Annotated in this window: 22 protein-coding genes and 3 pseudogenes; 12 read left to right on the forward strand and 13 right to left on the reverse strand. The window is 31.2% G+C overall.

Features of this window, described 5'->3' with window-relative positions; genetic code table 11:
* The first annotated feature begins 227 nt into the window (after window positions 1–227).
* Window positions 228–1,211, forward strand: coding sequence for a hypothetical protein (locus P5P89_RS18795; protein ID WP_278009690.1), 984 nt, complete (start codon window positions 228–230; stop codon window positions 1,209–1,211).
* 109 nt (window positions 1,212–1,320) lie between these two features.
* On the opposite strand, the gene P5P89_RS18800 is transcribed toward P5P89_RS18795, so the two are convergent.
* Together P5P89_RS18800 and P5P89_RS18805 are read right to left on the reverse strand one after the other, a co-directional pair.
* The gene (locus tag P5P89_RS18800; protein WP_278009691.1) at window positions 1,321–1,962 is read right to left on the reverse strand and encodes a response regulator; all 642 of its coding nucleotides are present in this window, start codon (window positions 1,960–1,962) and stop codon (window positions 1,321–1,323) included.
* Between the two features lie 17 nt (window positions 1,963–1,979).
* Window positions 1,980–4,139: a tetratricopeptide repeat-containing sensor histidine kinase gene (locus tag P5P89_RS18805; RefSeq protein WP_278009692.1), complete on the reverse strand. Its 2,160-nt coding sequence runs from the start codon at window positions 4,137–4,139 to the stop codon at window positions 1,980–1,982.
* Between the two features lie 325 nt (window positions 4,140–4,464).
* On the opposite strand from P5P89_RS18805, the gene P5P89_RS18810 reads away from it, so the two are divergent.
* Window positions 4,465–5,280, forward strand: a complete 816-nt coding sequence (locus tag P5P89_RS18810) for a M48 family metallopeptidase (protein WP_278009693.1) — start codon at window positions 4,465–4,467, stop codon at window positions 5,278–5,280.
* Here P5P89_RS18810 and P5P89_RS18815 read toward each other — a convergent pair.
* Together P5P89_RS18815 and folP are read right to left on the reverse strand one after the other, a co-directional pair.
* Window positions 5,270–5,740, reverse strand: coding sequence for a hypothetical protein (locus P5P89_RS18815; RefSeq protein WP_278009694.1), 471 nt, complete (start codon window positions 5,738–5,740; stop codon window positions 5,270–5,272). The genes P5P89_RS18810 and P5P89_RS18815 overlap by 11 nt on opposite strands.
* A gap of 165 nt (window positions 5,741–5,905) precedes the next feature.
* Window positions 5,906–6,730, reverse strand: coding sequence for a dihydropteroate synthase (gene folP, locus P5P89_RS18820; protein WP_278009695.1), 825 nt, complete (start codon window positions 6,728–6,730; stop codon window positions 5,906–5,908).
* 152 nt (window positions 6,731–6,882) lie between these two features.
* Between folP and P5P89_RS18825 the strand changes: the two genes are divergently transcribed.
* The 6 genes from P5P89_RS18825 (at window position 6,883) to P5P89_RS18850 (ending at window position 12,485) form a co-directional block, all read left to right on the forward strand.
* Window positions 6,883–7,425: a DUF1599 domain-containing protein gene (locus tag P5P89_RS18825; protein ID WP_223682850.1), complete on the forward strand. Its 543-nt coding sequence runs from the start codon at window positions 6,883–6,885 to the stop codon at window positions 7,423–7,425.
* Between the two features lie 84 nt (window positions 7,426–7,509).
* Window positions 7,510–8,610 carry a BT_3928 family protein gene (locus P5P89_RS18830; protein WP_278009696.1) on the forward strand — a complete coding sequence of 367 codons (1,101 nt, stop codon included), beginning with the start codon at window positions 7,510–7,512 and terminating at the stop codon, window positions 8,608–8,610.
* 204 nt (window positions 8,611–8,814) lie between these two features.
* Complete coding sequence (gene porQ / locus P5P89_RS18835; RefSeq protein ID WP_422851769.1) at window positions 8,815–9,819, forward strand: type IX secretion system protein PorQ; 1,005 nt, start codon at window positions 8,815–8,817, stop codon at window positions 9,817–9,819.
* Window positions 9,820–9,828: 9 nt separating this feature from the next.
* Window positions 9,829–10,428, forward strand: coding sequence for a murein L,D-transpeptidase catalytic domain-containing protein (locus tag P5P89_RS18840; RefSeq protein WP_278009697.1), 600 nt, complete (start codon window positions 9,829–9,831; stop codon window positions 10,426–10,428).
* Window positions 10,429–10,463: 35 nt separating this feature from the next.
* A complete protein-coding gene (gene cmk / locus P5P89_RS18845) occupies window positions 10,464–11,156 on the forward strand; it encodes a (d)CMP kinase (protein ID WP_278009698.1) in 693 nt (230 codons plus the stop codon).
* Between the two features lie 66 nt (window positions 11,157–11,222).
* Complete coding sequence (locus tag P5P89_RS18850; RefSeq protein WP_278009699.1) at window positions 11,223–12,485, forward strand: nucleoside permease; 1,263 nt, start codon at window positions 11,223–11,225, stop codon at window positions 12,483–12,485.
* A 75-nt stretch (window positions 12,486–12,560) separates the two neighbouring features.
* Here P5P89_RS18850 and P5P89_RS18855 read toward each other — a convergent pair whose 3' ends face one another.
* The 6 genes and pseudogenes from P5P89_RS18855 to P5P89_RS18880 all read right to left on the reverse strand — a co-directional run bounded on the left by P5P89_RS18855 (window position 12,561) and on the right by P5P89_RS18880 (window position 16,151).
* Window positions 12,561–13,031, reverse strand: a complete 471-nt coding sequence (locus P5P89_RS18855; RefSeq protein ID WP_278009700.1) for a nuclear transport factor 2 family protein — start codon at window positions 13,029–13,031, stop codon at window positions 12,561–12,563.
* A 48-nt stretch (window positions 13,032–13,079) separates the two neighbouring features.
* Entirely contained in the window at window positions 13,080–13,604 is a 525-nt protein-coding gene (locus P5P89_RS18860; RefSeq protein ID WP_278009701.1) for a hypothetical protein, read from the reverse strand.
* Window positions 13,605–13,620: 16 nt separating this feature from the next.
* Window positions 13,621–14,091: a hypothetical protein gene (locus tag P5P89_RS18865; protein ID WP_278009702.1), complete on the reverse strand. Its 471-nt coding sequence runs from the start codon at window positions 14,089–14,091 to the stop codon at window positions 13,621–13,623.
* A 6-nt stretch (window positions 14,092–14,097) separates the two neighbouring features.
* Window positions 14,098–14,775, reverse strand: a complete 678-nt coding sequence (locus P5P89_RS18870; RefSeq protein WP_278009703.1) for a peptidoglycan DD-metalloendopeptidase family protein — start codon at window positions 14,773–14,775, stop codon at window positions 14,098–14,100.
* A gap of 6 nt (window positions 14,776–14,781) precedes the next feature.
* Window positions 14,782–15,446: pseudogene (locus P5P89_RS18875) on the reverse strand (spermidine synthase).
* Between the two features lie 299 nt (window positions 15,447–15,745).
* Window positions 15,746–16,151, reverse strand: a pseudogene (locus P5P89_RS18880) (helix-turn-helix domain-containing protein).
* 81 nt (window positions 16,152–16,232) lie between these two features.
* Here P5P89_RS18880 and P5P89_RS18885 point away from each other — a divergent pair.
* The 4 genes from P5P89_RS18885 (at window position 16,233) to P5P89_RS18900 (ending at window position 21,152) form a co-directional block, all read left to right on the forward strand.
* Window positions 16,233–17,387, forward strand: coding sequence for a M14 family metallopeptidase (locus P5P89_RS18885; protein WP_278009704.1), 1,155 nt, complete (start codon window positions 16,233–16,235; stop codon window positions 17,385–17,387).
* A gap of 77 nt (window positions 17,388–17,464) precedes the next feature.
* On the forward strand, window positions 17,465–17,944 hold the full coding sequence (locus P5P89_RS18890; RefSeq protein ID WP_007805990.1) for an Lrp/AsnC family transcriptional regulator: 480 nt from the start codon (window positions 17,465–17,467) through the stop codon (window positions 17,942–17,944).
* 94 nt (window positions 17,945–18,038) lie between these two features.
* Window positions 18,039–20,624: a phosphoenolpyruvate carboxylase gene (locus tag P5P89_RS18895; protein WP_278009705.1), complete on the forward strand. Its 2,586-nt coding sequence runs from the start codon at window positions 18,039–18,041 to the stop codon at window positions 20,622–20,624.
* 12 nt (window positions 20,625–20,636) lie between these two features.
* Entirely contained in the window at window positions 20,637–21,152 is a 516-nt protein-coding gene (locus P5P89_RS18900; protein ID WP_278009706.1) for a DinB family protein, read from the forward strand.
* 1 nt (window position 21,153) lies between these two features.
* Here the strand turns inward: P5P89_RS18900 and P5P89_RS18905 are convergent, their stop codons facing one another.
* The 3 genes and pseudogenes from P5P89_RS18905 to P5P89_RS18915 form a co-directional block, all read right to left on the reverse strand.
* The gene (locus P5P89_RS18905) at window positions 21,154–21,294 is read right to left on the reverse strand and encodes an SsrA-binding protein (protein ID WP_278009707.1); all 141 of its coding nucleotides are present in this window, start codon (window positions 21,292–21,294) and stop codon (window positions 21,154–21,156) included.
* Window positions 21,295–21,375: 81 nt separating this feature from the next.
* Window positions 21,376–23,099, reverse strand: a pseudogene (locus P5P89_RS18910) (M56 family metallopeptidase).
* Window positions 23,100–23,106: 7 nt separating this feature from the next.
* Entirely contained in the window at window positions 23,107–23,478 is a 372-nt protein-coding gene (locus P5P89_RS18915; protein ID WP_278009708.1) for a BlaI/MecI/CopY family transcriptional regulator, read from the reverse strand.
* Window positions 23,479–23,580 lie beyond the last annotated feature (102 nt).

Below are 23,580 nucleotides of genomic sequence, written 5' to 3' on the forward strand. Positions count from 1 at the left end.
TTCTATTCATGATAAATCATTAAGTACAAAACGGTAAATCATTATTTATGATGATTTAAAACATTTCTTCAGGATATATTTTTGCATTCAAATATATAGGATAGGAGTAAGAATCTCTAGAATTGCCAAGTCTTTATCATGCTGTAATCTATTTCTGCTAAGACTTTGTTGTGATTTAAAAGATAAAAGATAAAAAATAAATACTAAAAAATTATAAATCAGACAACATGAAAAATCTAAAACACATTTTATTAGTAATGACAATAATTCTGGGCAGTTGTACTAACGATGAATCAACAGAAAAATCAACACAAGATAAATATACAATCCATGTAGTAGGTGTAAAAGATTTAACCAATGGATCAACGACTGCCATGTATTGGAAAAATGGCGTAGCTACAGAATTGACACCTGATTCTAGAAGTGAGGCAACCGCTATTGTAGTAGTAAATAATGATGTTTATATCTCCGGGAGGATCGAAAATAAAGCTTGCTATTGGAAAAATGGTGTGGTTACCTATTTACCTGAAGGGGATGAAGCTAATGACATAAAAGTAATAGGAAACGATGTTTATGTGGCCGGATCGAATAATATTGTTGCCTGTTATTGGAAAAACGGCATAAAAACAATTTTAGGAAATAACAACGGTAGATCAATAGCAAATAAGATTATCATTGAAGGTGCTGATGTTTATGTTGCAGGAGGCCAGTCACAAAGTTCGTTCAGTTACGATTTTACCGCTTTGTATTGGAAAAATAATATAGCAAATCCGGTTGTAGATAATGGGATGTTAAATGCTATTGGTGTACAGGGTGATAATGTATATGTTGCAGGTTATGAAATTACAGATATTAGAAATACTATATTTTGGAAAAATAACACTCCCGTAAAATATTCAATAGAAAATGGAAAAGGTGTGTATGTTAAGGATTTGCAATTGAATAATAATGATGTTTATGCAGTAGGAGCAATTAGTGGCAACAGAATTTCAAGTGCTGTTTATTGGAAGAATAATGTTGCAACGCCACTTATCAATAGTCCAGGGTCTACATCTAGTAATGCTGATGACATTACTATAGTTGATGATATTTTTTTTATTTGCGGAAGTGAAAATTCTAAAGCAAAAATTTGGATAAATAATGAAGAAATATTGTTAATTGACGGAACAAATTCCGAAAGGGCATTAGGCATTTTTGTGGTAAAAAAATAAGCAAATTTTTATAAAATCTGAAGTTAAAAAAACTGAATTTTAATCATTTAAAATCAATTGTAAGCCAATTGGTTTTAAATGATTAATACAAAACTCAAAAAATCGATCTTTAATCAACAAGACCATTTTCAACTGCATATTTTACCAGTCCGGCAGTATTTTTAGCATTTAATTTAGATAATAAGTTACGTCTGTGTGTATTAACCGTATTTAAACTGATAAAAGTTTTCTCTGCAATTTCGGCCGTATTGTATTCATGCGCAATTAAAATCAATATTTCTTTTTCACGTGAACTCAATTCGACCAGGTTTGAAATTTGTTTTTCTATTTTTTGGCTGTTATTGTGGTATTGCTCTTCTACTTCTTCAGAAAAATAATTTTGTCCGGCAGCTACATTATAGATTGCTTCCAATAATTCAGATTTTTCTGCATTCTTAAGTAAGTAGCCATTCACACCAATTCTGATTAATCTTGAAATTATTTTGGCATTGCTATGTGTACTAACAATTATAATTTTAATAAAAGGATATTCTTTTTTTAAAATTTTGCTTAATTCAATTCCGTCCATTTCCGGCATACTGATATCAAGTATTACCATATCTGCGTTTTGAATTTTTAAAATATTCAAAACCTCAATACCATTCACTGCTTTGCCTATTATTTTAATTCCGGATTCATGTTCAATCAGGGATACAATTCCTTGTAAAAACATAGTGTGGTCATCAGCAATAATGAGTTTTAATTTTTCCATTGATATTATAGCTTGGGTTATAGTTTAGTCAGGTTATCAAGTTGTTTTTTTACATTAATTCCTTTTTTTGCTTCATTTCCTGTGTGAGTTGATGAAATGGGAATTTCAATATTTGCTATGGTGCCTCTTTTAAATTTTGAATCCATTATAAAAGTACCATTTAATTGGATTATTCGGTTTTCTAAATTCAGAATACCAATTCCGGGTTTATAATTCTCAGGATTAAATCCAATTCCGTTATCTTCAAATAAAATATTAAGCAGATTTTCGACAAGATTAAGCTGTAAATCCATTTTTGAGGCTTTTGCATGCTTAATTGTATTGGTCAAAAGTTCTTGTATTATTTTAAAAATTTCGATCTGTATTTCTTCATGTAAGGCGTCTATTTCTTTCTTAGGATATACTGTGAAATCGGTTTTAATAGTACTCGCTTCACCAATATTTTTAAAATAAGATTCTAAAACTTCACAAAATTTATGGTGTGCAAATTTTTTCGGAATCAATGTATGCGATAAATTTCGAACATGATCATATGTTTCATCTAATAAGGCAGTAAGATTTTTTATTTTTGGCGAACTGGAAATTACTAAATGATTTAACTGAAGTTTTATTGCAGCCAAATTTCCACCAATGCTGTCGTGCAATTCCTGAGAAATCCGCTGTCTTTCGTTGTCCTGACCACTAATTGAGGCTTTAATTAATTTTAATTCCTGATCTTTTAGAAGATTATTTATATTCTGAGTGCTTATTTCAGCTTGTTGGGTATTTAATAAACGCTGCGTTTTGAGTCGTTTGTAATATTGCAGTAATAACCCAATGATAGGAATTAGCACAATAAGAAAGCCAAAAATAGTCAGTAGCCTGGTTTCTTTTTCCTGCTTTATTTGTAATGATTTTAATTGTTGATCTTTTTTTAGCAAAGATATTTCGCTTAGTTTTTTTTGAGACGAATTCTGAAAAAACAATATGGTATTTTCGGTTATTTTTTGAGAAATTTCTTCCTGAAGGTTCATGTTCTCAATAGCTTCCTGCTGTTTTTCGAGTTTGAGCTTTTTAGTAGTGTTGTCAAATTGTAAAAACCTGATTTCTTTTTCTCTCTGCGCAGTTTTGTATTTGATTTCCAGTTCGTTGATTTCTTTGGTCTTCTGGATTTTATTTATAGAATCTTTTACTTTAGTAGATTTTGTCAGGTATTCAAAAGCACTTTTGTAGTCTTGTTCTAAAACTGCAATTTTTTTAAGCTCATCATAAAAATTAATCTGGTTGTCTAAATAACCAAAATCTATGGACTTTTGAAGAGCGTCAGAAAAAATTAGTTTTGCCTCTGAGTAGTTTTTTAAATCAATATAGGTATCGCCGATATTGCCACGGGCAACTAAGCCAATCTGGTTCAATTCATTTTTATCAGCAATGGAAATTACTTCATGGTACATTTTTAATGCATCAGTCATTTTTTGCTGTAATTGATAATTCGTTCCAATACTGAGCGCAATCACTGCTTTTGCCTGCTGATTGCTGGTCTTCTCGCTGAGTTGTTTTCCTAGATTGTAATAATAATTACCCTTATCATAATCTTTTGAATCTGAATATATATCCCCTAGATTAATATAACTTCCTAAGCGTATCTCATCATCTTTTTTATATTCTAAGCATTCTTTATAGGACTTCAAAGCATTGGCATTATCTCCTAAAGCCTTGTAAATACTGGCTAATCCATGCAGGTGTGTGTAATATAAATTGTTTTCTTTATATTTTTGGGATGCCTGAAGACCTTTCAGATGCCATTTTTTGCTTACCTCAAATAAGCCTTTCTTTTTATAAATCTGCCCCATTAAATTATATCCCAGAGAAAGAAGTCTGTTCTTTAGCGAGTCGTTACCAATTTTTGTATGGAATTTTAATGCCCGATTTGTATAATAAATCGATGAATCTAATAGGGCTCTTTTATTATAATAGTAAGCTTGTAATAAAATAAGGCTGGCTGTATTAGATGGATATTTAGCTTTTTCTAAAAGAATCTTAGCGTTTTTAAGTGCTTTTTTTTCCTCTCCGCTGTTGTATAAATTGTAAGAAGCCATAACAGCTTTTTTTTCTTCAGCTTCAGGTGATTTTTTTACATTCGAAAAAGATTTTTTATTATTTCCGTCAATTTGTGCACACAAACAGAATGGCAGCATAACAAAAATGAATAAAAAATGACATTTGAAACTGGTTATCATGCGATGAGGTTACGTAATAAAAAACTTATGTTGTTGTATTTCTGTTCGTTATAATTTAAAATTCATTATTTCTAAGCAGCTAAATTTAACACAAATGGATTTAAATCATCCTTTTTTATGTAAAAAAATACGCCCAATTAGTTAAATAAATCAGATCAATGTCAGTTATGTAAGTAGTTTAATAGAACCAAAAAAAATTAAAATTATAGTAATTTTGTTATGAATTTTATAATATTAAAAATTAGAATGATATTAATTTTACGGTAATAAAAACATACTTATCATGAAAAAACATTTATTTATATCGACTTTTGTAATACTATTAGTTTACTCATGTGCAACAAATCCTATTACTGGAAAAAAAGATTTAAACTTTGTTTCTAATAGTGAATTATTTCCATCATCTTTCCAGCAGTATGATACTTTTCTTAAGGAGAATAAAGTAATTTCAGGAACAGCTGATGCAAAAAGAGTTGAAACTGTTGGTTATAAAATCAAAGCGGCAGCTGAAAAATATTTGACTTACTTAGGGCAGTCACAATATCTTAAAGATTACAGATGGGAGTATAAGTTGGTCGAAAATAAAGAAGTAAATGCTTGGTGTTTACCAGGAGGCAAAATTGTAGTTTATTCAGGTATTTTGCCAATTACACAAAATGAGTCGGGTTTGGCAACAGTTATGGGGCATGAAGTTTCTCATGCTTTGGCAAACCATGGTGCCCAAAGAATGAGTGCGGCACAATTGCAGCAGTTAGGAGCAGTTGGTGTTGCAGTGGCTACAGGAAGCCAAAGTGCCGAGAATCAGGCAATGTGGCAAAAGTACTATGGGTTAGGTTCAGAAGTAGGGGTGATGCTTCCTTTTAGTAGAAGCAATGAAAGCGAAGCGGATAAGATTGGATTAACTCTTATGGCAATAGCAGGTTACAATCCGGATGACTCTATAGCATTTTGGACCAGAATGTCTGCTAAATCGGGAGGTTCAGGAACTCCTGAATTTTTAAGTACGCACCCTTCAGATGCTACCAGAATTGCCAACCTTAAATCTTTAATTCCGCAGGCAAGGGAAACAGCTGCAAAAGTGGGGATTATCAGAATATAAATTCTTCCTGATCGTTATTGAAATCGTAAATAAGTTTTTGAATCAGGATTTTATTTTGGATGTATTCCTCATAGCTCATGTTTTTGTCAAATAGTAAGACAATTTTGGGGTTTACAGAGTAATCCATTCTATTAATAAAATTTAAAATTTCAGATTTCGGAATAGCAGTATTGTCAATTGATACCATATTGTTCATTTTTCTAAAGCGAAAAATGACTTTATCATTTTCAGTTGACTTTTTTGTTTTATAATACACTTTAGTGAAAGGTAAAAAAGCTAAATTCTTCCCAACAGAATCGGCGTAGGAATAATAATTCTGCGCCTTTTCATTTTTATGGGCACTGTCTGCACGTTTCTTTTCCTGAAGTTTTATAACTTGAGGAATTACTAATTTTAAAGGCAGGCGTTTGTCAATATTGAAAATCCAATTGGTTGAAATAATACTGTTTTTTCGGTTCACTTCAGCGATTGTATCTTTACCTTCGGTTTTAAAGAAAATATAAATTGGTGAGTGATCCTGTACATCTGTTACAATCGAAATATTTGATTTTGGTAATAAGACGTCTTTTTTTCTTCACATGAAAAAAGAACAAAAACAAAAAGTATAATAAAGTATTTCATTTTTTTATAAATTTATTTTATTAAACAGCTTCACACATTCAACAGCTTCTTTAACATCATGAACACGAAGAATTTTCGCACCTTTTGTTAAAGCAATCGTATTTAGAAATGTTGTTCCGTTTAAAGCTTCCTGTGGAGTAATATCCAGAGTTTTATAAATCATTGATTTTCTTGAAACACCTGCTAAAACCGGTAATTCTAAAAGATTAAAGAGTTCCATTTTTTGCAGCACTTCATAATTTTGGTCTGTTGTTTTAGCAAAACCAAATCCAGGGTCCAGAATCAGGTCATTGATACCCAGACTTCTTGTTTTAGATACTTTTTCAGAGAAATAAAACAGCATTTCTTTTACAATATCATCGTATTGTGTCAGGTTTTGCATGGTCTGCGGGTTTCCACGCATGTGCATCATAATGTAAGGAACGTTGAAGTGCGCAATTACGTCAAACATTTTACTATCTAATTCTCCTGCCGAAATATCGTTTATAATTGCGGCACCATTTTCTATACTTGCTTTTGCCACTTCTGCTCTAAAAGTATCTATTGATAATAATGTTTCAGGAAAGTGTTTTAGTATCAGTTCTATAGCAGGAATAATTCGTTCAATTTCTTGTTGTTCAGAAACGAATTCAGCACTTGGTTTACTTGAATAAGCGCCAATATCAATAAAATCAGCTCCTTCAGTTAACATTTTTTCGATTTGTGAAATAATGTCTGACTCGTTTTTATATTTTCCGCCGTCAAAAAAAGAATTTGGAGTTACATTCAAAATTCCCATTACTTTCGGAATCGACAAATCAATCAAACGGCCTTTACAGTTAATAAACATTTTGTTTAAGTTTTATTTTTTCAGCTTTAAGCCTCAGGTTGCGGGATTAACAATTTGTTTAGAAAAAACTTGAAACAAAGAAAACCTTAAACTTGAAACTATTTAATTTAATCCTTATTTTTGAACAAATTTTAGCAAATATACACCAATAAATGAAGAATACTTCTCAAGAGTTTGATAATGTCATTGCGATTTGCCGTACGTTATTTATTAATAAAATGAAAGATTATGGGAGTGCATGGCGTATTTTAAGACTGCCATCATTAACAGATCAGATTTTTATAAAAGCACAAAGAATCAGGAGTTTGCAGGAAAATGAAATTCGAAAAATTGATGAAGATGAAAAAGGGGAATTTATCGGAATTATAAATTATTCGATTATGGCACTGATTCAGTTAGAATTAGGTGTTGTTGAACAGCCTGATCTTGACGTTGAAAAAGCAACTGAGTTGTATGATGCTAAAGTTAAACTGACTAAAGATTTAATGGAAGCCAAAAATCATGATTATGGTGAGGCCTGGCGTGAAATGCGAATCAGTTCATTAACCGATTTGATTCTTCAGAAACTGCTTCGTGTAAAACAAATTGAAGACAATAAAGGGGCAACATTAGTTTCTGAAGGCATTGATGCCAATTATCAGGACATGATTAATTATGCTGTCTTTGCCTTAATACTAAATCCTATCAATAAATAAAATTCCTCTAATTTAAATTCTAAATCCCAAGTTTAAAATTGGAATTTGGAGTTTGAAAATGGGATTTTTAAATTTAATATTTTTATGAAAAACATCATTACCCAATTCTCCCGAATATTTGTCGGCGTACTTTTTATCATTTCCGGATTAATTAAACTGAATGACCCTGTTGGTTTCTCTTATAAATTAACCGAATATTTTAGTGAACCGGTTTTTAATATGCCGTTTTTAGCTCCTTTTACATTAGGATTAGCTATCTTCTTAGTGATTTTAGAGGTAGTTTTAGGAGTAATGTTGTTGGTTGGATATAAAACAAAAACGACAATTTGGAGCTTACTGGTTTTAATAGTCTTCTTTACCTTTTTGACTTTTTATTCTGCTTATTTTGATGTAGTAAAAGATTGCGGTTGTTTTGGTGACGCATTGCATTTGACACCTTGGGAATCGTTCACAAAAGATGTCGTTTTATTATTTTTTATTTTGATTTTATTTTTTAATCAGAAATTAATAAAACCATTCTTTTCAACACCGCAAACTAATTTTGCAGTTTACTTAAGTGTTGTTTTATGTGCTTTTATGGCAGTGTGGGTTTTAAATCATAATCCAATCAAAGATTTTCGTCCTTATAAGGTAGGAACCAATATCGAAAAAGGAATGGAGATTCCTGAAGGCGCCCCTAAATCTGTAGTTGAAATGATTTTTATCTATAAAGTAAATGGTGTTGATAAGGAATTTACTGAAAAAGATTTAATGAATATCCCTGAGGGAGCGACTTTTGTTGACCGAAAAGATAAGGTAATTACGGAAGGGTATGTGCCTCCCATTCATGATTTTACAATGACTAAAGATGGGTCAGATTATAAAGAAGAGTTACTAAAAGAACCAAAATTACTGATGTTTGTAACATATGATTTGGCTTTATCAAGTCCTGACGGCATGAAACAGCTAGAAATGCTAAATACTCAGGCAAAAGCAAAAGGGTATAAAGTAATTGGTATGACCGCTTCAAATGACGAAATGATTGCAAAAACTAAAAAGCAATACGGCTTAAACATTGATTTCTATTTTTGTGATGCCACTGCTTTAAAAACAATAGAAAGGGCCAATCCAAGCATTGTGGTGGTTCAAAATGGTATTATCGTTCAAAAAGTGCATTATAATGATATTGACGAATTAAAGTTATAATGTAAGAAAAGCGAATTTATGCTCATAAATGTTTCATAATTAAATTGTTATTGGAATTTCTTTTTTTGTAATTTTGTTCGGAATTACAAAATATAGGTAGATTTTAAGTTATATTTTAAAATTTTTATGTTTCATAATTATAATTTTATCTCCATATTTTCGTTCTGATAAAGACTAGCTCTTAACATACATGTTGAAAAAAATATTTTGTTTTTTTTGTTTGTGAATTTTTCTCTGTCTTATGGACAAATTGGTGGGCGATATGCCTATCAGTTTTTAAATTTGACAACTTCACCAAGGCAGGCGGCGTTAGGAGGAAAATCGATTACAATTTACGACGAGGATGTTAATCAGGTCATGTTTAATCCGGCAACTTTAAATGCAGATATGGACAATCATCTGGCAATGAATTACGGCAATTATTATGGGGAAGCTTCTTATGGAACAGCTTCTTATGCCTATACTTACGACAGACATTTGCAGACATTTTACGCCGGAATCAGCTATATAAATTACGGTACTTTTGAAGGATATGATGAAAATGGTCAGGCTACTTCAGATTTTACCGGAAGTGAGGGAGCTCTTTCGGTAGGTTATGCATACAATATTCCCTATACAGACATACATATTGGTGCAAACGCAAAATTGATAACATCCACTTTAGAAAGTTACAATTCCGTTGGTGGTGCGTTAGATTTAGGTTTTTTGTTCATTGATGAAAGAAATGATGTAAACTGGGCATTGGCAATACGAAATATAGGAACACAGTTTACTACTTATTCCGGAATAAAAGAAAAATTACCGCTGGAAATTATTGCGGGTGTTTCGCAAGAATTGGATCATGTGCCTATCAGATGGCATTTGTCTCTGGAAAATTTACAGCAATGGAATATTTCTTTTTCTAACCCTGTACGTGGACAAGGTAATATTGATGGTTCATCTGAGCCGGAGAAAGTCTCCTTTGTAAATAATGCTTTAAGACATGTAGTCTTTGGAGTAGAACTTTTTCCTAAAAAAGCATTCAATATTAGAGTAGGTTATAATTTTAGAAGAGGTGAAGAATTAAGAATTGAAGAACAGCGTAATTTTTCAGGAGTTTCATTAGGTTTTGGATTAAAAATGAATAGATTAAAATTTAATTATTCATATTCTAAATATACATTAGCAGCAAATACAAGTCTTTTTGGTTTAAATATTAATCTTCAATAATGATTTTAAATGAGAATATTTAATTTGATTTTAGTTTTAATAGTATCAGGTGCTTTTATCAGTTCAAAACCTTACTTTAAAGATGAACCTAATAGCATGGAAATAGAAAGAATTAATTTTAGAATTGATGAAATGAAATCAATGCTGAAAGCTAATTCTAAATACAATTCTAAAATTGCTTTTTTTGTTGATATGAGAATTCCATCCGGGAAAAATCGTTTTTTCGTTTATGATCTTCAAAATAATAAAATAATAGATCAGGGACTTGTAGCTCATGGATGTGGTTCTGAAACCGGAATAAAAGGAGACTTGAAGTTTAGCAATGCACCTAATTCAAACTGCACTTCATTAGGAAGGTATGCTATTGGAAGTAATTACAATGGAATGTTTGGAAAAGCATATCGATTATCCGGACTGGATGAAACAAATAGTAATGCATACAAAAGAGCGATTGTCTTACATCATTATTCGGCTGTTCCATACGATGAACAGGATCACTACATCAGCCGTAGTCATGGTTGCCCAATGGTGAACGAACAGTTTTTTAAAAGAATTGAAAAAATCATTGATTCTTCAAAATCAAACATCCTTTTAGATATTTATTATTAATACATAATAAAATTATTTTAACTAAAATTACCAACTTGAAAAATATTACTATTGCTATTGACGGTTTTTCATCAACCGGAAAAAGCACTTTAGCAAAACAATTGGCCAGTAAACTTGCTTATGTTTATGTTGATACCGGAGCAATGTATCGTGCAGTTGCTCTTTATGCAATGAATAACAATTTTATTAAAGCCGATTTTTTTGACAAGAAAGCTTTAATTGATTCACTTCCTAAAATTCAATTAGAGTTTAAATACAATGCTGATTTAGGCTTTGCCGAAATTTACCTGAACGGTGAAAATGTCGAAAAACAAATTCGTACCATTGAAGTTTCCAGTTTTGTTAGTAAAGTTGCTGAAGTTTCTGAAGTTCGTTCAAAATTAGTTGAGCAACAACAGGAAATGGGAACCAACAAGGCTATTGTAATGGATGGAAGAGATATTGGAACAGTAGTTTTTCCAACAGCAGAACTTAAAATATTCATGACAGCCAGCGCTGAAACCCGTGCACAACGACGTTTTAACGAATTGCAGCAAAAGGGAGATAATGTTTCTTATGAAGAGGTTTTAAAAAACGTTGTCGAGAGAGATTACATAGATACGCACCGTGAAGATTCTCCTTTAGTAATTGCTGACGATGCGATAGAAATTGATAATTCCTATTTAAATAAAGAAGAACAATTTGCAGCAGTTTTAGAGTTGGTAAACGAAGTTGTTAAAACTGTTTAATTCTTTGTAGATTTCATTTTTAATGGTAGTTTTACCGCTTCATTTATTTAATAGACAAATACTACTATGGATATAAAGCTAAGACTTACAATCATGAATTTTTTCCAGTTTTTTGTATGGGGAATATGGTTGATTTCATTAGGAGGGTATATGGGACAGGTTTTTGGTCCTTTAGAAGGGAGTAGTATTGGATTATCGATTGGAAGAACATATGGTTCAATGGGCTGGGCGAGTTTATTCATGCCGGCTTTACTAGGTATTATTGCGGATAAGTATCTGAGTGCTCAAAAGGTATTGGGGATTTCTCACATTATTGCCGGAATTGCAATATATTTTGCTACCAGAGCAACTAATTCTACAGAGATGTACTGGGTTATTTTTGCTACAAGCTGCTTTTATATGCCGACTATTGCATTAAATAATTCTGTAAGCTATGCGGTTCTGAATAAATTTAGCTTTGATGTTCAAAAAACATTTACTCCAATCCGGGTATGGGGAACAGTAGGTTTTATAATCGCTATGTGGGTAACGGATCTGACTGATTGGAAATCAAACACACTTCAGTTTGTTTTTGCTTCAGTATCAATGATTATTACAGGACTTTTTTGTTTTACTTTGCCCGATGTACCTGCTGAAAACAAAAATAGTAATCAGTCATTAACGAGTAAATTTGGTTTAGATAGTTTTGTACTTTTTAAGCAGAAGAAAATGGCAATATTCTTCGTTTTCGCAATGTTATTAGGTGCAGCACTACAAATAACAAATATGTTTGGTGATACTTTTATAAGAGATTTTGGTTCTAATCCTGAATATAAAGGTACTTTTGGGGTTGAACATTCTGTTTTTATTATTTCGTTATCCCAAATTTCAGAGACTCTTTTTATCCTGACCATTCCGTTTTTCTTAAAACGATTCGGTATTAAACAGGTAATGATTTTTAGTATGATTGCCTGGGTATTGCGTTTTGCTTTATTTGGAATAGGAAATCCCGGTTCCGGAGTTATTTTCCTGATATTATCGATGATAGTATATGGTATGGCATTTGACTTTTTTAATATTTCGGGCTCATTATTTGTGGAAAAACAAACAAACAGTAAAATTAGGTCAAGTGCTCAGGGTTTATTTATGTTAATGACAAATGGTGTAGGAGCCATAATTGGAGGTGAAATGGCAGGGCGTACAGTAAGTTATTTTACTATTGCTAATAAAATTCAATGGCCAAGTGTCTGGTTTTCATTTGCTGCTTATGCATTTGTAATTGCAATAGCTTTTGCAATTTTATTTAAATACAAACATGATCCAAAAGAGCTGGAAAATTTAGAACATTAATTAGAAAGAAATATATAAACAAATAATCCCACTTCTTTAGGTGGGATTATTTGTTTATAATTTAAAATAAGATTTTTATTGAGCCTCTTGGAATTTTTTAAGTGAAAGCAGCGCCTGTTCTCTTACCTTATTTTGGAAAAATCCTGTCCAGCCTAATAAATATCCGGTAATTCCGAAAGCTTGTTTCGACCATTTCCATACATCAAAATTATCGGTATGTTTGATAATTAATCCATCCTGAAAAAGAAATTCAGCAGAAACCTGATTAACTACCTTTCGATTTGTCTTACTAAATTTATAAGTGGCAACCCATCGGGCAGATCCGGAAAATTCATCTGCTTTTATATTTGAAAATTCGATTTTAATATCTCCTTTACTTTTTAAAAGCAACATTTTCCACATTTTAGACACCTGTTCTTCTTTTAGAAGACCAAAGGCTGGATCGATAAAATGTACATTAGGGTGATAACACTCACTCATCGTTTTAGCATCTGCATTTGCAAACGCAGTATAAAATTTAGCAATTAAGTTCTCGTTAGGATTCATTATAACAAAATTAGACTATAAAAGTAAGATTTTTTTTGGTTTGATAACTTATAAAAGACTAATTGCTGCAGCGGTGTCAAAAGTTTTTTTCGATTGGTCAAAAGCAGTCGAAAAATAATTTTTTCTGTTCACTGCTGTAAAATAGCCTGTCTGATTTCCAAAAGTATCAGCATTACCGGTAAGTATAAATCTGATGGCATAAATATCCGTTTTTTTTAATTTCAAAAATTCTGCAGGAGTAAAATAATAGTAAGAAGTAGTTTTTCCTTCTTCACTCTCTTTAACATTTTTATCCACACATGCAATTACATCAGCATTGACTAAATCAACATATACGCCTCCTGAAATTTTGGTTTTATCATTTCCTGTCGCGATCGTTAATTTTAGAATTCCGCCTTTATCAGTTTTGGCTATCTGTACTTCTATTTCTCCTGTGAGAATATATTTCTCACAAATAAAAGTATAACTTTCAGTTGCAGGAAAGGGTTTTGAACCTTTTACACTTATGGTTTGCTGTGCATTCGTAAAAAATGAAATTAAAAGAAACGAAATGAAGGATAATTTTAAAGTCATAAGTGTATCTAGTTATTTAATTAGCGTTAGTGTCAAATTTTTCATCCCAGTCCATTGATTTTATAGCAGAAATTAAATTTTCTTCGTTTACAAAAACACGGAGTTCTTTATTGGCGACCTTTTTTGTGTACAAAGCGCGATATCGATAGATGGTTTCGTTTTTAGATTTATAAACACCTTCTAATTTCAAATCAATAAAGCTTCCGTAGTATTGTCGAAATCTTAAACAAGTCTTAGTTAAACGTTCTTCAGTTGTGTTCTCCATAACTGATTTTGTTACTTCTGTTTCATTAAAGGGTTTGAACTTTGATGTATTGCACGTTTCAAGAACTCTTTTTCCTAATGAATAAGCTTTGTTTTCCTGACCTGAATTTATTTCTGTTTCTAAAACTTTTTTAATTTTTAGATCTTCAGTATTTCTGCTTACTGTTTTAGATTTGCAGCCTATTAATAGCAACAAACATATAATCAATCCTGCTTTCTTCATAACTATTTATATTATTTTTAATAAAAAATTGGGATCGGGGCAGTTTTCTATATAAAAATTTAAATCATTTTTGTTGCAGACACCAGGATAATCGCCCCAATAATCTTCTATGTTTTTAATAATTTGGAAATGTAAATGCGGAGCGTAATCTCCGTTTACTTCAGAATTCCCAATGTTTGCCAGATGTTCTCCTTTTTTAAAAAAATCCCCAACACTAATCCTTTGTAAACTTTCTAACGATAAATGTCCGTATAAAGTATAAAATTTTTGATTTTCAATTTCATGTTCCAAAATTATGGTCGGGCCATAATCACCTAATCCAATGTTGTTTTTAAAACTATGTATACTTCCATCCAGAGCTGCTAAAACGGGTGTTCCTGCCTTTATCCAAAAATCAATACCAAGATGGATATTGCGTTCCGAAATCATATCGCTTTTAAAAATGGAACTTCGTTGATACAAATTTCTTTTTTCAATGTAACCGCCGAAGGCTACTTCTGCATTATTTTTTTTTAAATAATCATTAATGTATTTTTCAAAATCATCTGAATTCCCCGATTTTTTTTCGGTTAAATCCAGGTTATTTAGAGATAAGTCTAAAGTTACATATTTTGAATAATCAATACTAGAGTCAATAATCTTAGCAGGGGAGATATTTTTTAATACAGAGCAAAGAGAGTTCATAATAGACTAAGCAACTTTTTCAATTATAATTAATTCGTTGTGCTGCTCTACACGAGGCAGCATTTTAGTAGAATATAATTCAGCGTTAATTTCTGAAATATATTTGCGATTTCTAATGTTATGTTTTTCATCTAGTATCATAGTATTAAAAAGGACAAATCCCTGTTTTTTTAATAGAGATAAAACCCTTTCGCTAAAAAAACGCTCAAATAAAAAGTTGGGCATATTAGTATCTTCAAAAACATCAATGATAATGAGATCGTATTGGTTTTTAGTTTTTAATACAAATTCAAAAGCATCATCAATAATGATTTCTAATTGCTTAATTTGAGAAAGATTAAAGTATTCATTAGCAATCTGAATCATATCTGCATCAATTTCCACTCCTGTTATTTTACCTCTAAATTGAATTTCATCAATCAGTGTTTTTATAACACTTCCGCCGGCAACTCCTAAAACCAAGATGTGATTCATTTCCTGAATTGTTTTAAAGCCAATATTCCTTAAGCCATATCTTAATATTCGCTGTAAACTCCCGTAAGAATAATTGGTGTTTTCCGAATCCAAAACCAATTCACCATTTGCCCATGTTACCTCAATCATTTTACTACGGGATGATTTTTTTGAAATATTTTAATTGGTATTAAATAACTAAATACTTTTCGAATCATTTTTTGCACTTTTACCAAATTTACCATTAATTTTTTTATTCTGTACAGTATATTTAAATTTTGATGAAGAGATAATGGTATAAACTTCCTTTTTCAGAGCTAATGAGCTGGAAAATAGTTGGATTGAAATGCTGAAATAAATTATGATTTATATTTAGGGATTTCAGAAATGTAGTAAGTGAGTCATTGGATTTTCTTAAGGCTTAATAAAGATTACACTATTACATTTGTTTTGGATGGAAGATTTTTTATTATCAATGCTGCTGAAGAAATGAATTAAGTAAATGCATTTAACTTTTTTACTTAGCTGAATACGTTTTAAATGTTCCGTTTTTATAGAAAAGCACGATTTTTTCAATTTCTTTATCTTCGAAATTCAAATTCAGGTTTTGGATTGCTAAAGAATTTTCGGTTTCTTTTTTTTCTTCACCATTAAATTCAGATGATTGTGTAAATGCTGCAGAAGTTTCATTATTGTTTTCTGGAAAATTTCCTTTTCCCGTCAAAATCCAGTACAAATCTATTTCCGGGAAGACTTCTAAAATTTTCATCACAAAATCTAAGCTAGGTTTGTTTCTTCCTGATAGGAGATGAGACATACTTGAACGCTGAATACCAATTTTATCTGCAAAGGCTGATGCGTTTAAACTGTAATAATCCATTACAGTTTCTAATCTTTTTTACAAATTCATCTATGTTTAGCACTGCAAACTGTTTTTTTAAAATTCTGTTTTTACAATTGTTAAAATAAAGATATTTACTTTTGTAAACTAATTAACAAGCACCATGAATTTAGAAGAATTATTTAATCAAAACAAAGAAGCGTCGATCGAAGGTCGTTATTTGACATTAGAACATATTCAGCCAATATTAGAAAGAATCAATACGAACAATCAGGTTAAGGTTGTTGGGAAATCAGTTTTGGGTAAGCCTATACATACTTATCAAATTGGTATAGGAAAAACCAGGATTTATCTTTGGTCGCAAATGCATGGAAATGAAAGTACAACTACTAAAGCATTGTTTGACTTTATTAATGTTTTGAATAATGGTTCAGAGTTTGCACAAAATATGCTTTCAGCTTTTACTTTTTGCTGTATACCAATATTAAATCCTGACGGAGCAGAATTGTATACTCGTGCCAATGCTAATGAAATTGACCTGAACAGGGATTCTAAAAACCTAACTCAGCCTGAAAGCAGGGCTTTGCGTGAGGTTTTTGAAAATTTTAATCCTCATTTTTGTTTTAATCTTCATGATCAGCGTACTATTTTTGGAGCTGGTACAACTGGGAAACCGGCTACCGTATCGTTTTTGGCTCCTTCTTATAATGAGGAAAGGGAAATAAACGAGAATAGGTTAAAGGCAATTAATTTAATTGCTGTGATTAATGATGAGCTGCAAAAATATATACCTGGACAGGTAGGGCGTTTTGATGATTCATTCAATATAAATTGTATAGGGGATACTTTTCAGTATTTGGGGGTTCCAACAATTTTATTCGAAGCAGGTCATTTTCAAAATGATTATTCAAGAGAGGTTACCAGAAAATTTATATTCTTTTCGCTTATTACCAGTTTTAAAGCACTTTTCGAAAACGATATAGTTAATAATAGGATTAATGATTATTTGAATATTTCACAAAATAAAGTGGTTTTTTATGATTTTATGTATAAAAATGTCAAAATAAATTATGATGGTATCGAAATTATTACGAATTTTGTCGCACAATACAAAGAAGAATTGATTGACGGCAAGATTCAGTTTAATGCTTATATAGTTGAAGTAGGGGAGTTAGAAAATTTCTTTGGACATTATGTCTATGATGCAAAAGGCGCTGCATATTCAGATGATTTTACCAATTTTCCGAAACCAGATCAAAAAGCAAACTTTTATTTAAATAAAAACGTTAAATTTGTTAACGGACTGATAAAAAGTTAAATTTTATGTGAATTTGTTGTTTTTTATATATATTTTTATACTTTGTAATACAAATTAGTAATATTAATTAAAGAATTATGAGTAAATTTCGTTTAGATGAAGTAGATCACCAGATTTTAGATATGTTAATAGACAACACGAGAGTTCCGTTTACTGACATTGCAAAAAAATTGTTGATTTCGGCAGGAACTGTACATGTCAGAGTAAAAAAGATGGAAGATGCCGGAATTATAATGGGATCTTCATTAGCCTTAGATTATGATAAACTAGGGTATTCATTTATTGCTTATGTAGGTGTGTTTCTTAACAATACATCTCAAACAAAATTTGTATTAGAGCGAATTAATCAAATTCCATTTGTGACTGTAGCTTCTGTAACTACAGGAAAATTTAATATTTTCTGTAAAATCAGAGCTAAGGATACTAAGCATGCTAAAGAAGTTATTTTCATGATTGATGATATCGAAGGAGTTTACAGAACTGAAACAATGATTTCACTAGAAGAAAGTATTAATGATAAGAAGCGTTTGATGCATACTATTTTTAAAAATATGTAATATCTTTTCTTGAATGCTATATTAATAAAATATAACCTCAAGTTTTTCTTGGGGTTTTTTTATGACTAAATAACCAACAACTATAATAAGGATTATGTACACGTTACCAAAAATTGAACGTTTCAATCAGGATGTTCTTTCTAAATATCACATTTATAATAGTGTTTTTATAACATTACCCTTCGATTCTATTGATAATACCGGAGTTTTACTTCCTTTGTTTACAGAGACATGCGAAACAGGTTTTAAAAAACAGGAAACTCCGAAAGAAATTTTTGATTTTTTTTCAAATAAATTTTTGAATAACGCTTCTGAGACAGAAAAGATTGATTTAATGTTTCGTTTTATTCAGTATATCGAACGTCAAATCGTATTGTTTGATGCTATTGAAGACGCTGCTTTTCCTGTTGTAAATAATATGGAAGGACGGGGGTCTCTTCGTGATATTAAAGAAAAGTCAGACGCAAAGGAAAAAGATGATGAATTAATCGACTTTCTTGAAAATTTCAATGTCAGAACTGTTTTAACAGCGCATCCAACACAATTTTATCCGGGACCGGTTCTTGGGATTATAAATGATTTGACTGAAGCGATCAGACAAAACGATTTATTAAAAATCAAACAACTGTTGGCGCAGTTAGGAAAGACTCCTTTTATCCAAAATGAAAAACCAAATCCGTATGATGAAGCAGTAAGTTTGATTTGGTATTTGGAAAATGTATTCTACGAGACAGCAGGAGAGATAGTGCATTATTTGCAAAAAAACATTCTTCAGGGAGATGCTATTCAAAATCAATTAATAAAACTTGGTTTCTGGCCAGGAGGAGATCGTGATGGTAATCCATTTGTGACCACCGATATCACATTGAAAGTTGCTGAGCGTCTGCGCACTTCAATTTTGAAATGTTACTATGTTGAAATGCGTAACTTAAAAAGAAAGTTAACTTTTTCAGGTGTAGATACTTTGGTTGCAGAACTTGAATATAAACTTTATAGATCGGTTTTTTATTCTAAAGGTGAAATTTATATCACTTTAGAAGAGTTGCTTACTCAGTTAAATAAAATAAGAGCCATAATTATCGAAAAACATCAGTCTTTATATTTAGATGAATTAGAGGCTTTATTGGTTAAAATTAATTTGTTTGGTTTTCATTTTGCGACTTTAGATATACGTCAGAACAGTAAAATTCACAATGCTGTTTTTCATGATGTGGTAAATTATTACTTAAATTCAGATTCAAAAATATTCCCGGAAAATTATTTCGACTTGTCTGAAAATGAAAAATTAATTGTCTTATCAAAAGTAAAAGGAGATCTAAATCCGGCTGATTTTGAAAACGATATTACCAGACTAACTTTAGAATCTGTTCAGGCTATCAAAACGATTCAGGAGAATAATGGTGAATTTGGGGCAAATCGTTACATCATAAGTAATAATGAAAGTGCATTGAATGTAATGGAAACTTTTGCTATGATTCGCTTAAACAACTGGGAAAATCCAACTGTTGATATTATTCCGCTTTTTGAATCGGTTGATGATTTACAAAATGCACATTCAATAATGGAGCAGTTGTATACAAATCCGGAATATGCGGCGCATTTAAAATCCCGTGGGAATAAGCAGACTATAATGCTTGGTTTCTCAGACGGAACAAAGGATGGTGGCTATTTAATGGCAAACTGGAGTATTTATCAGGCAAAAATTGAACTTACACAAATATCCAGAAAATACGGCATTCAGGCTATTTTCTTTGACGGACGTGGAGGGCCTCCTGCACGTGGAGGTGGTAAAACACATAAATTCTATGCATCGCTAGGACCTAAAATCGAGAACAACGAAATTCAGATTACGGTTCAGGGACAAACGATTAGTTCTAATTTTGGAACTTTAGATTCCTGCCGTTACAATATCGAAAATTTATTGAGTGCCGGAGTAACAAATCAGGTTTTTGGTAAAGATAAAAACGAACTGAGTGCTGATGAAACTGCAATTTTGACTCAGTTGGCTGGTTTAGGATATGAAAAATATTTAAGTTTTAAAAATCACCCTAAATTTATTCCATATTTAGAAAAGATGAGTACTTTAAAATACTATTCTAAAACTAATATTGGAAGCCGTCCATCCAAAAGAAGTAAGTCGGAACAATTAGATTTTGCTGATTTAAGAGCAATTCCTTTTGTGGGTTCATGGAGTCAACTGAAGCAAAATGTACCTGGTTTCTTTGGAGTAGGTACTGCTTTAAAACATTTTGAAGAAACTAACCAGTGGGATAAAGTAAGTGATTTGTATCATAATTCATTATTCTTTAAAACACTTTTAGAGAATAGTATGATGTCATTGGCGAAATCATTTTTACCACTGACTGCTTATATGAGAAAAGATCCTGAATTTGGTGAATTCTGGCAGATAATTTATGATGAGTTCAAAGAAACAGAACGTCTTTTGCTTAAAATAGCGGGGCATAAAACACTTATGGAAAATTATCCAGATGGTAAAGCATCAATTCAAATTAGAGAGCGTATTGTGTTGCCATTGTTGACAATACAGCAATATGCTTTATTAAGAATTAATGAATTGAATAAAGAAAAGACTGCCAATCAGGATTTGATAAACGTATATGAAAAAATCGTAACACGCTCTCTTTTCGGAAATACAAATGCAAGTAGAAATTCGGCTTAAATTAATTGATGTATGTTAGCTTCAGGTTTATCAACAAATGAATATTCTGTTTTTAATGCAACTTATATAAAAGCTGCTAATGATAAAACATTATTAGATGGTTTAAGAGAAGGGTTGCCACAGCTGCTTAACTTTATAGGAGATGTTCCGGCTGATAAATTAGAATATCGTTATGCGGAAGGGAAATGGACAATAAAGGATATTGTCCTTCATATGATTGATACAGAGCGTATTTTCGCTTATCGGGCTTTAAGAATCAGTAGAGGAGATAAAACTCCTTTGCCTGGTTTCGAAGAAAATGATTATGTGCCATTTGCATTTGCTAATTCTCGTACTTTAGGAAGTTTATTAGCTGAGTATAAAAATGCAAGAAAAGCAACTATTAGTTTTTTTGAAAGTCTGAACGAAGAACAGCTTTTATTTATGGGGACGGCTTCGAATACGCCAATTTCTGTAAGGGCAATTGGTTTTATTATTACAGGTCATCAGAATCATCATTTAAGAGTGATTTCAGAAAGGTATTTGTAATTTAATCTAAAGCTCGCTTAGTAACATAAGCTCTATAACCAATAATTGCCATTTGCCATTTTTTGGCTTTGGCTAAATCTAAACCTTGTTTGGTAAAACTAGGCAGAAGAAGTTTGTTTATTTTGGCTAATATTTTAAACATAATTATTTAATTTTTTTCAAAGATATAAAAAAGACTTTGCTATTTAACAAAGTCTTTTTTTGTGTTTTTAGTTAAATTGGTTTATGATTTTTGACTTTCTTTCTCCATTTTTTTCATTTCTTTTTCATGAAGTTTCATGTTTTTTTCGAATACCTTCATGTCATTTTCAAATTGCTTCATATTTATTTCGTACTCCTTCGAATCTTTACCGTATTTTATTTGAATATTTTCGGTAAATTTCTCCATGTCAGCATTGAATTTTTCCATTGCTATTTCATATTTTTCCATTTCTTTTTCAAAAATGGCTTCACGTTTAGACATGATTTCCTCAACCTGTTTTTCATAAGCAGACATATCAGGTTCAAAAGCTTCCATTTTTCTCTCAAATTCGGACATTTCCTTTTTAAATTTACTCATAGCTACTTTGTCCTTTGGATTTGTAGGTGGAACAGGAGGTTTTGGCATTTTTGACATATCCGGTGCCGGAGCTTGTGGCATTGGTCCCGTTGGAAATGAAGGCGGAGTAGGTGGGACAGGTGGTGTTATGGTTGTTATTGTACTTATTTTGGCACTGCTTTTTTCATTCAGGATAAGATCATCACCAACAACTATTGGTTTGTCCATACCGCCATCCGTAATGACATTGATTTTTTTAGATCCTTTTTCTGTTGTAACAACAATTCCACAGCTTTTAATTGGTTCATTGCCTTCAATCTGAATGGTTTGATCTTCACCTGTTCCTTTTTGAATATCAACTTTAATAGCAGTTAATTCATTTTTGGTATTCCTCTTAACATCGGATATCACAACATCTACATCATGATTTTGTTTTAGTTTTTCAGTAAATTCTTTTAATTCCTGATCGGTTGTATTTTTTTTAATTTTATAAATATCAACAGAATTTGGCTTTTTAGAAATTTCCTGGTTTTCCTTTTTCTCTTGTGCAATGGTTTTAATTTGAAATAAAAATACAAAAGCTACCAGAGCTGGCAGTATTGCATAATACTTCCATGAGTTTCTCTTTTTTGATTGATTTTTGTTTAACATGACAATTCGTTTTTTGATTAATGATTGATAAAAATGATTGGTGATGGCAACACAGCTTTCGTGTGTTGTTATTTTTAAAAGTGTATATTGATAGGCTTTTTTGTCTGATATTTTTTTAGCAGCTTCGTTATCTGCAATAAATTCTAGGTTTTGTAAAATGGCTTTTTTGTATAACCAAATGACAGGGTTGAACCAAAACAATACACAAAATACTCGTGAAACTAATACATCAATAGTGTGATTTTGATCGCTGTGTACTTTTTCATGCTCAATTATATTTTCTAATTCTGCTTCTGTATACATTGATGAGTTGTATACGATGTAATCAAAATAAGAGAACGGAGCAATATTTTCAGATATATCAACAAATTTAAAATCAGCCTGCTGTTGTATTTTTTCCCCTTTAAGACCAAATTTAAACTATAGAAATCAGTAGCGAATTTTATTATGAGTGCTACAAAACCAATACAGTAAACAGAAAGAAATATATAATCCCAATTAATTTCAAATGATTCTTGTGGAATAGTTTGGGGGATAAAACTTTGTGGATAATTAACTGTTGAAACAGGAATAGGATCAATCCATACAATTTTTGTATAAACTGCAAAAGGAAGAATTAGTGAAGTAGCTAATCCAGTCATTAAAAACCATCTGTTGCTGTTAAAAAAAGTTTCTTTGCGTAATAAAAAATAATATGAACAATAAAACAATACGACTAAACCGGATGATTTTGCGATATAAATGAAAAATGCTTCCATAAAATAATTATTTTTCTTCTTCTTTTGGATTTTCAATCATAGCTAAGATTTCACGTAATTCGGCAGCAGATATTTTTTCTTCCTTGGCAAAAAACGAAACCATATTCTTATAAGAACTGTTGAAATAATTATCAATTGCAGTTTTTATATACTTTTTGCTATAAGCTTCAAGGCTTATTATTGGGTAATATTGATGCGTATTACCAAAGGCATTGTGCCCGACAAAACCTTTTTCTTCCAGGTTTCTAATGATTGTTGAAAGTGTGTTGTAATGAGGCTGATCTTCAGTGATTTCTGCCTGTACTTCTTTTACGAAAGCTTTTTTCAGCTTCCATAAAATATGCATTATTTCTTCTTCCTTGTTTGTTAGTTTTTGCATGTGATTTAATTTTAAATCAAACCTACAACTATTTTTTTAGTTACGCAACTATAAAAATAGTTATTTAACTAAAAAAGAAGTTTATTATTGATTTTTAAAAAG

The sequence above is a fragment of the Flavobacterium gyeonganense genome (assembly GCF_029625295.1).
In the GTDB taxonomy this organism is placed as follows: Bacteria; Bacteroidota; Bacteroidia; order Flavobacteriales; family Flavobacteriaceae; genus Flavobacterium; species Flavobacterium gyeonganense.

Bases quoted from the DNA above. Each gene is read 5' to 3' on its own strand.
- P5P89_RS18795 (WP_278009690.1), top strand. From the start codon at position 228: ATGAAAAATCTAAAACACATTTTATTAGTAATGACAATAATTCTGGGC.
- P5P89_RS18800 (WP_278009691.1), bottom strand. From the start codon at position 1,962: ATGGAAAAATTAAAACTCATTATTGCTGATGACCACACTATGTTTTTA.
- P5P89_RS18805 (WP_278009692.1), bottom strand. From the start codon at position 4,139: ATGCTGCCATTCTGTTTGTGTGCACAAATTGACGGAAATAATAAAAAA.
- P5P89_RS18810 (WP_278009693.1), top strand. From the start codon at position 4,465: ATGAAAAAACATTTATTTATATCGACTTTTGTAATACTATTAGTTTAC.
- folP (WP_278009695.1), bottom strand. From the start codon at position 6,730: ATGTTTATTAACTGTAAAGGCCGTTTGATTGATTTGTCGATTCCGAAA.
- P5P89_RS18825 (WP_223682850.1), top strand. From the start codon at position 6,883: ATGAAGAATACTTCTCAAGAGTTTGATAATGTCATTGCGATTTGCCGT.
- P5P89_RS18830 (WP_278009696.1), top strand. From the start codon at position 7,510: ATGAAAAACATCATTACCCAATTCTCCCGAATATTTGTCGGCGTACTT.
- P5P89_RS18840 (WP_278009697.1), top strand. From the start codon at position 9,829: ATGAGAATATTTAATTTGATTTTAGTTTTAATAGTATCAGGTGCTTTT.
- P5P89_RS18850 (WP_278009699.1), top strand. From the start codon at position 11,223: ATGGATATAAAGCTAAGACTTACAATCATGAATTTTTTCCAGTTTTTT.
- P5P89_RS18855 (WP_278009700.1), bottom strand. From the start codon at position 13,031: ATGAATCCTAACGAGAACTTAATTGCTAAATTTTATACTGCGTTTGCA.
- P5P89_RS18860 (WP_278009701.1), bottom strand. From the start codon at position 13,604: ATGACTTTAAAATTATCCTTCATTTCGTTTCTTTTAATTTCATTTTTT.
- P5P89_RS18865 (WP_278009702.1), bottom strand. From the start codon at position 14,091: ATGAAGAAAGCAGGATTGATTATATGTTTGTTGCTATTAATAGGCTGC.
- P5P89_RS18870 (WP_278009703.1), bottom strand. From the start codon at position 14,775: ATGAACTCTCTTTGCTCTGTATTAAAAAATATCTCCCCTGCTAAGATT.
- P5P89_RS18885 (WP_278009704.1), top strand. From the start codon at position 16,233: ATGAATTTAGAAGAATTATTTAATCAAAACAAAGAAGCGTCGATCGAA.
- P5P89_RS18890 (WP_007805990.1), top strand. From the start codon at position 17,465: ATGAGTAAATTTCGTTTAGATGAAGTAGATCACCAGATTTTAGATATG.
- P5P89_RS18895 (WP_278009705.1), top strand. From the start codon at position 18,039: ATGTACACGTTACCAAAAATTGAACGTTTCAATCAGGATGTTCTTTCT.
- P5P89_RS18900 (WP_278009706.1), top strand. From the start codon at position 20,637: ATGTTAGCTTCAGGTTTATCAACAAATGAATATTCTGTTTTTAATGCA.
- P5P89_RS18905 (WP_278009707.1), bottom strand. From the start codon at position 21,294: ATGTTTAAAATATTAGCCAAAATAAACAAACTTCTTCTGCCTAGTTTT.
- P5P89_RS18915 (WP_278009708.1), bottom strand. From the start codon at position 23,478: ATGCAAAAACTAACAAACAAGGAAGAAGAAATAATGCATATTTTATGG.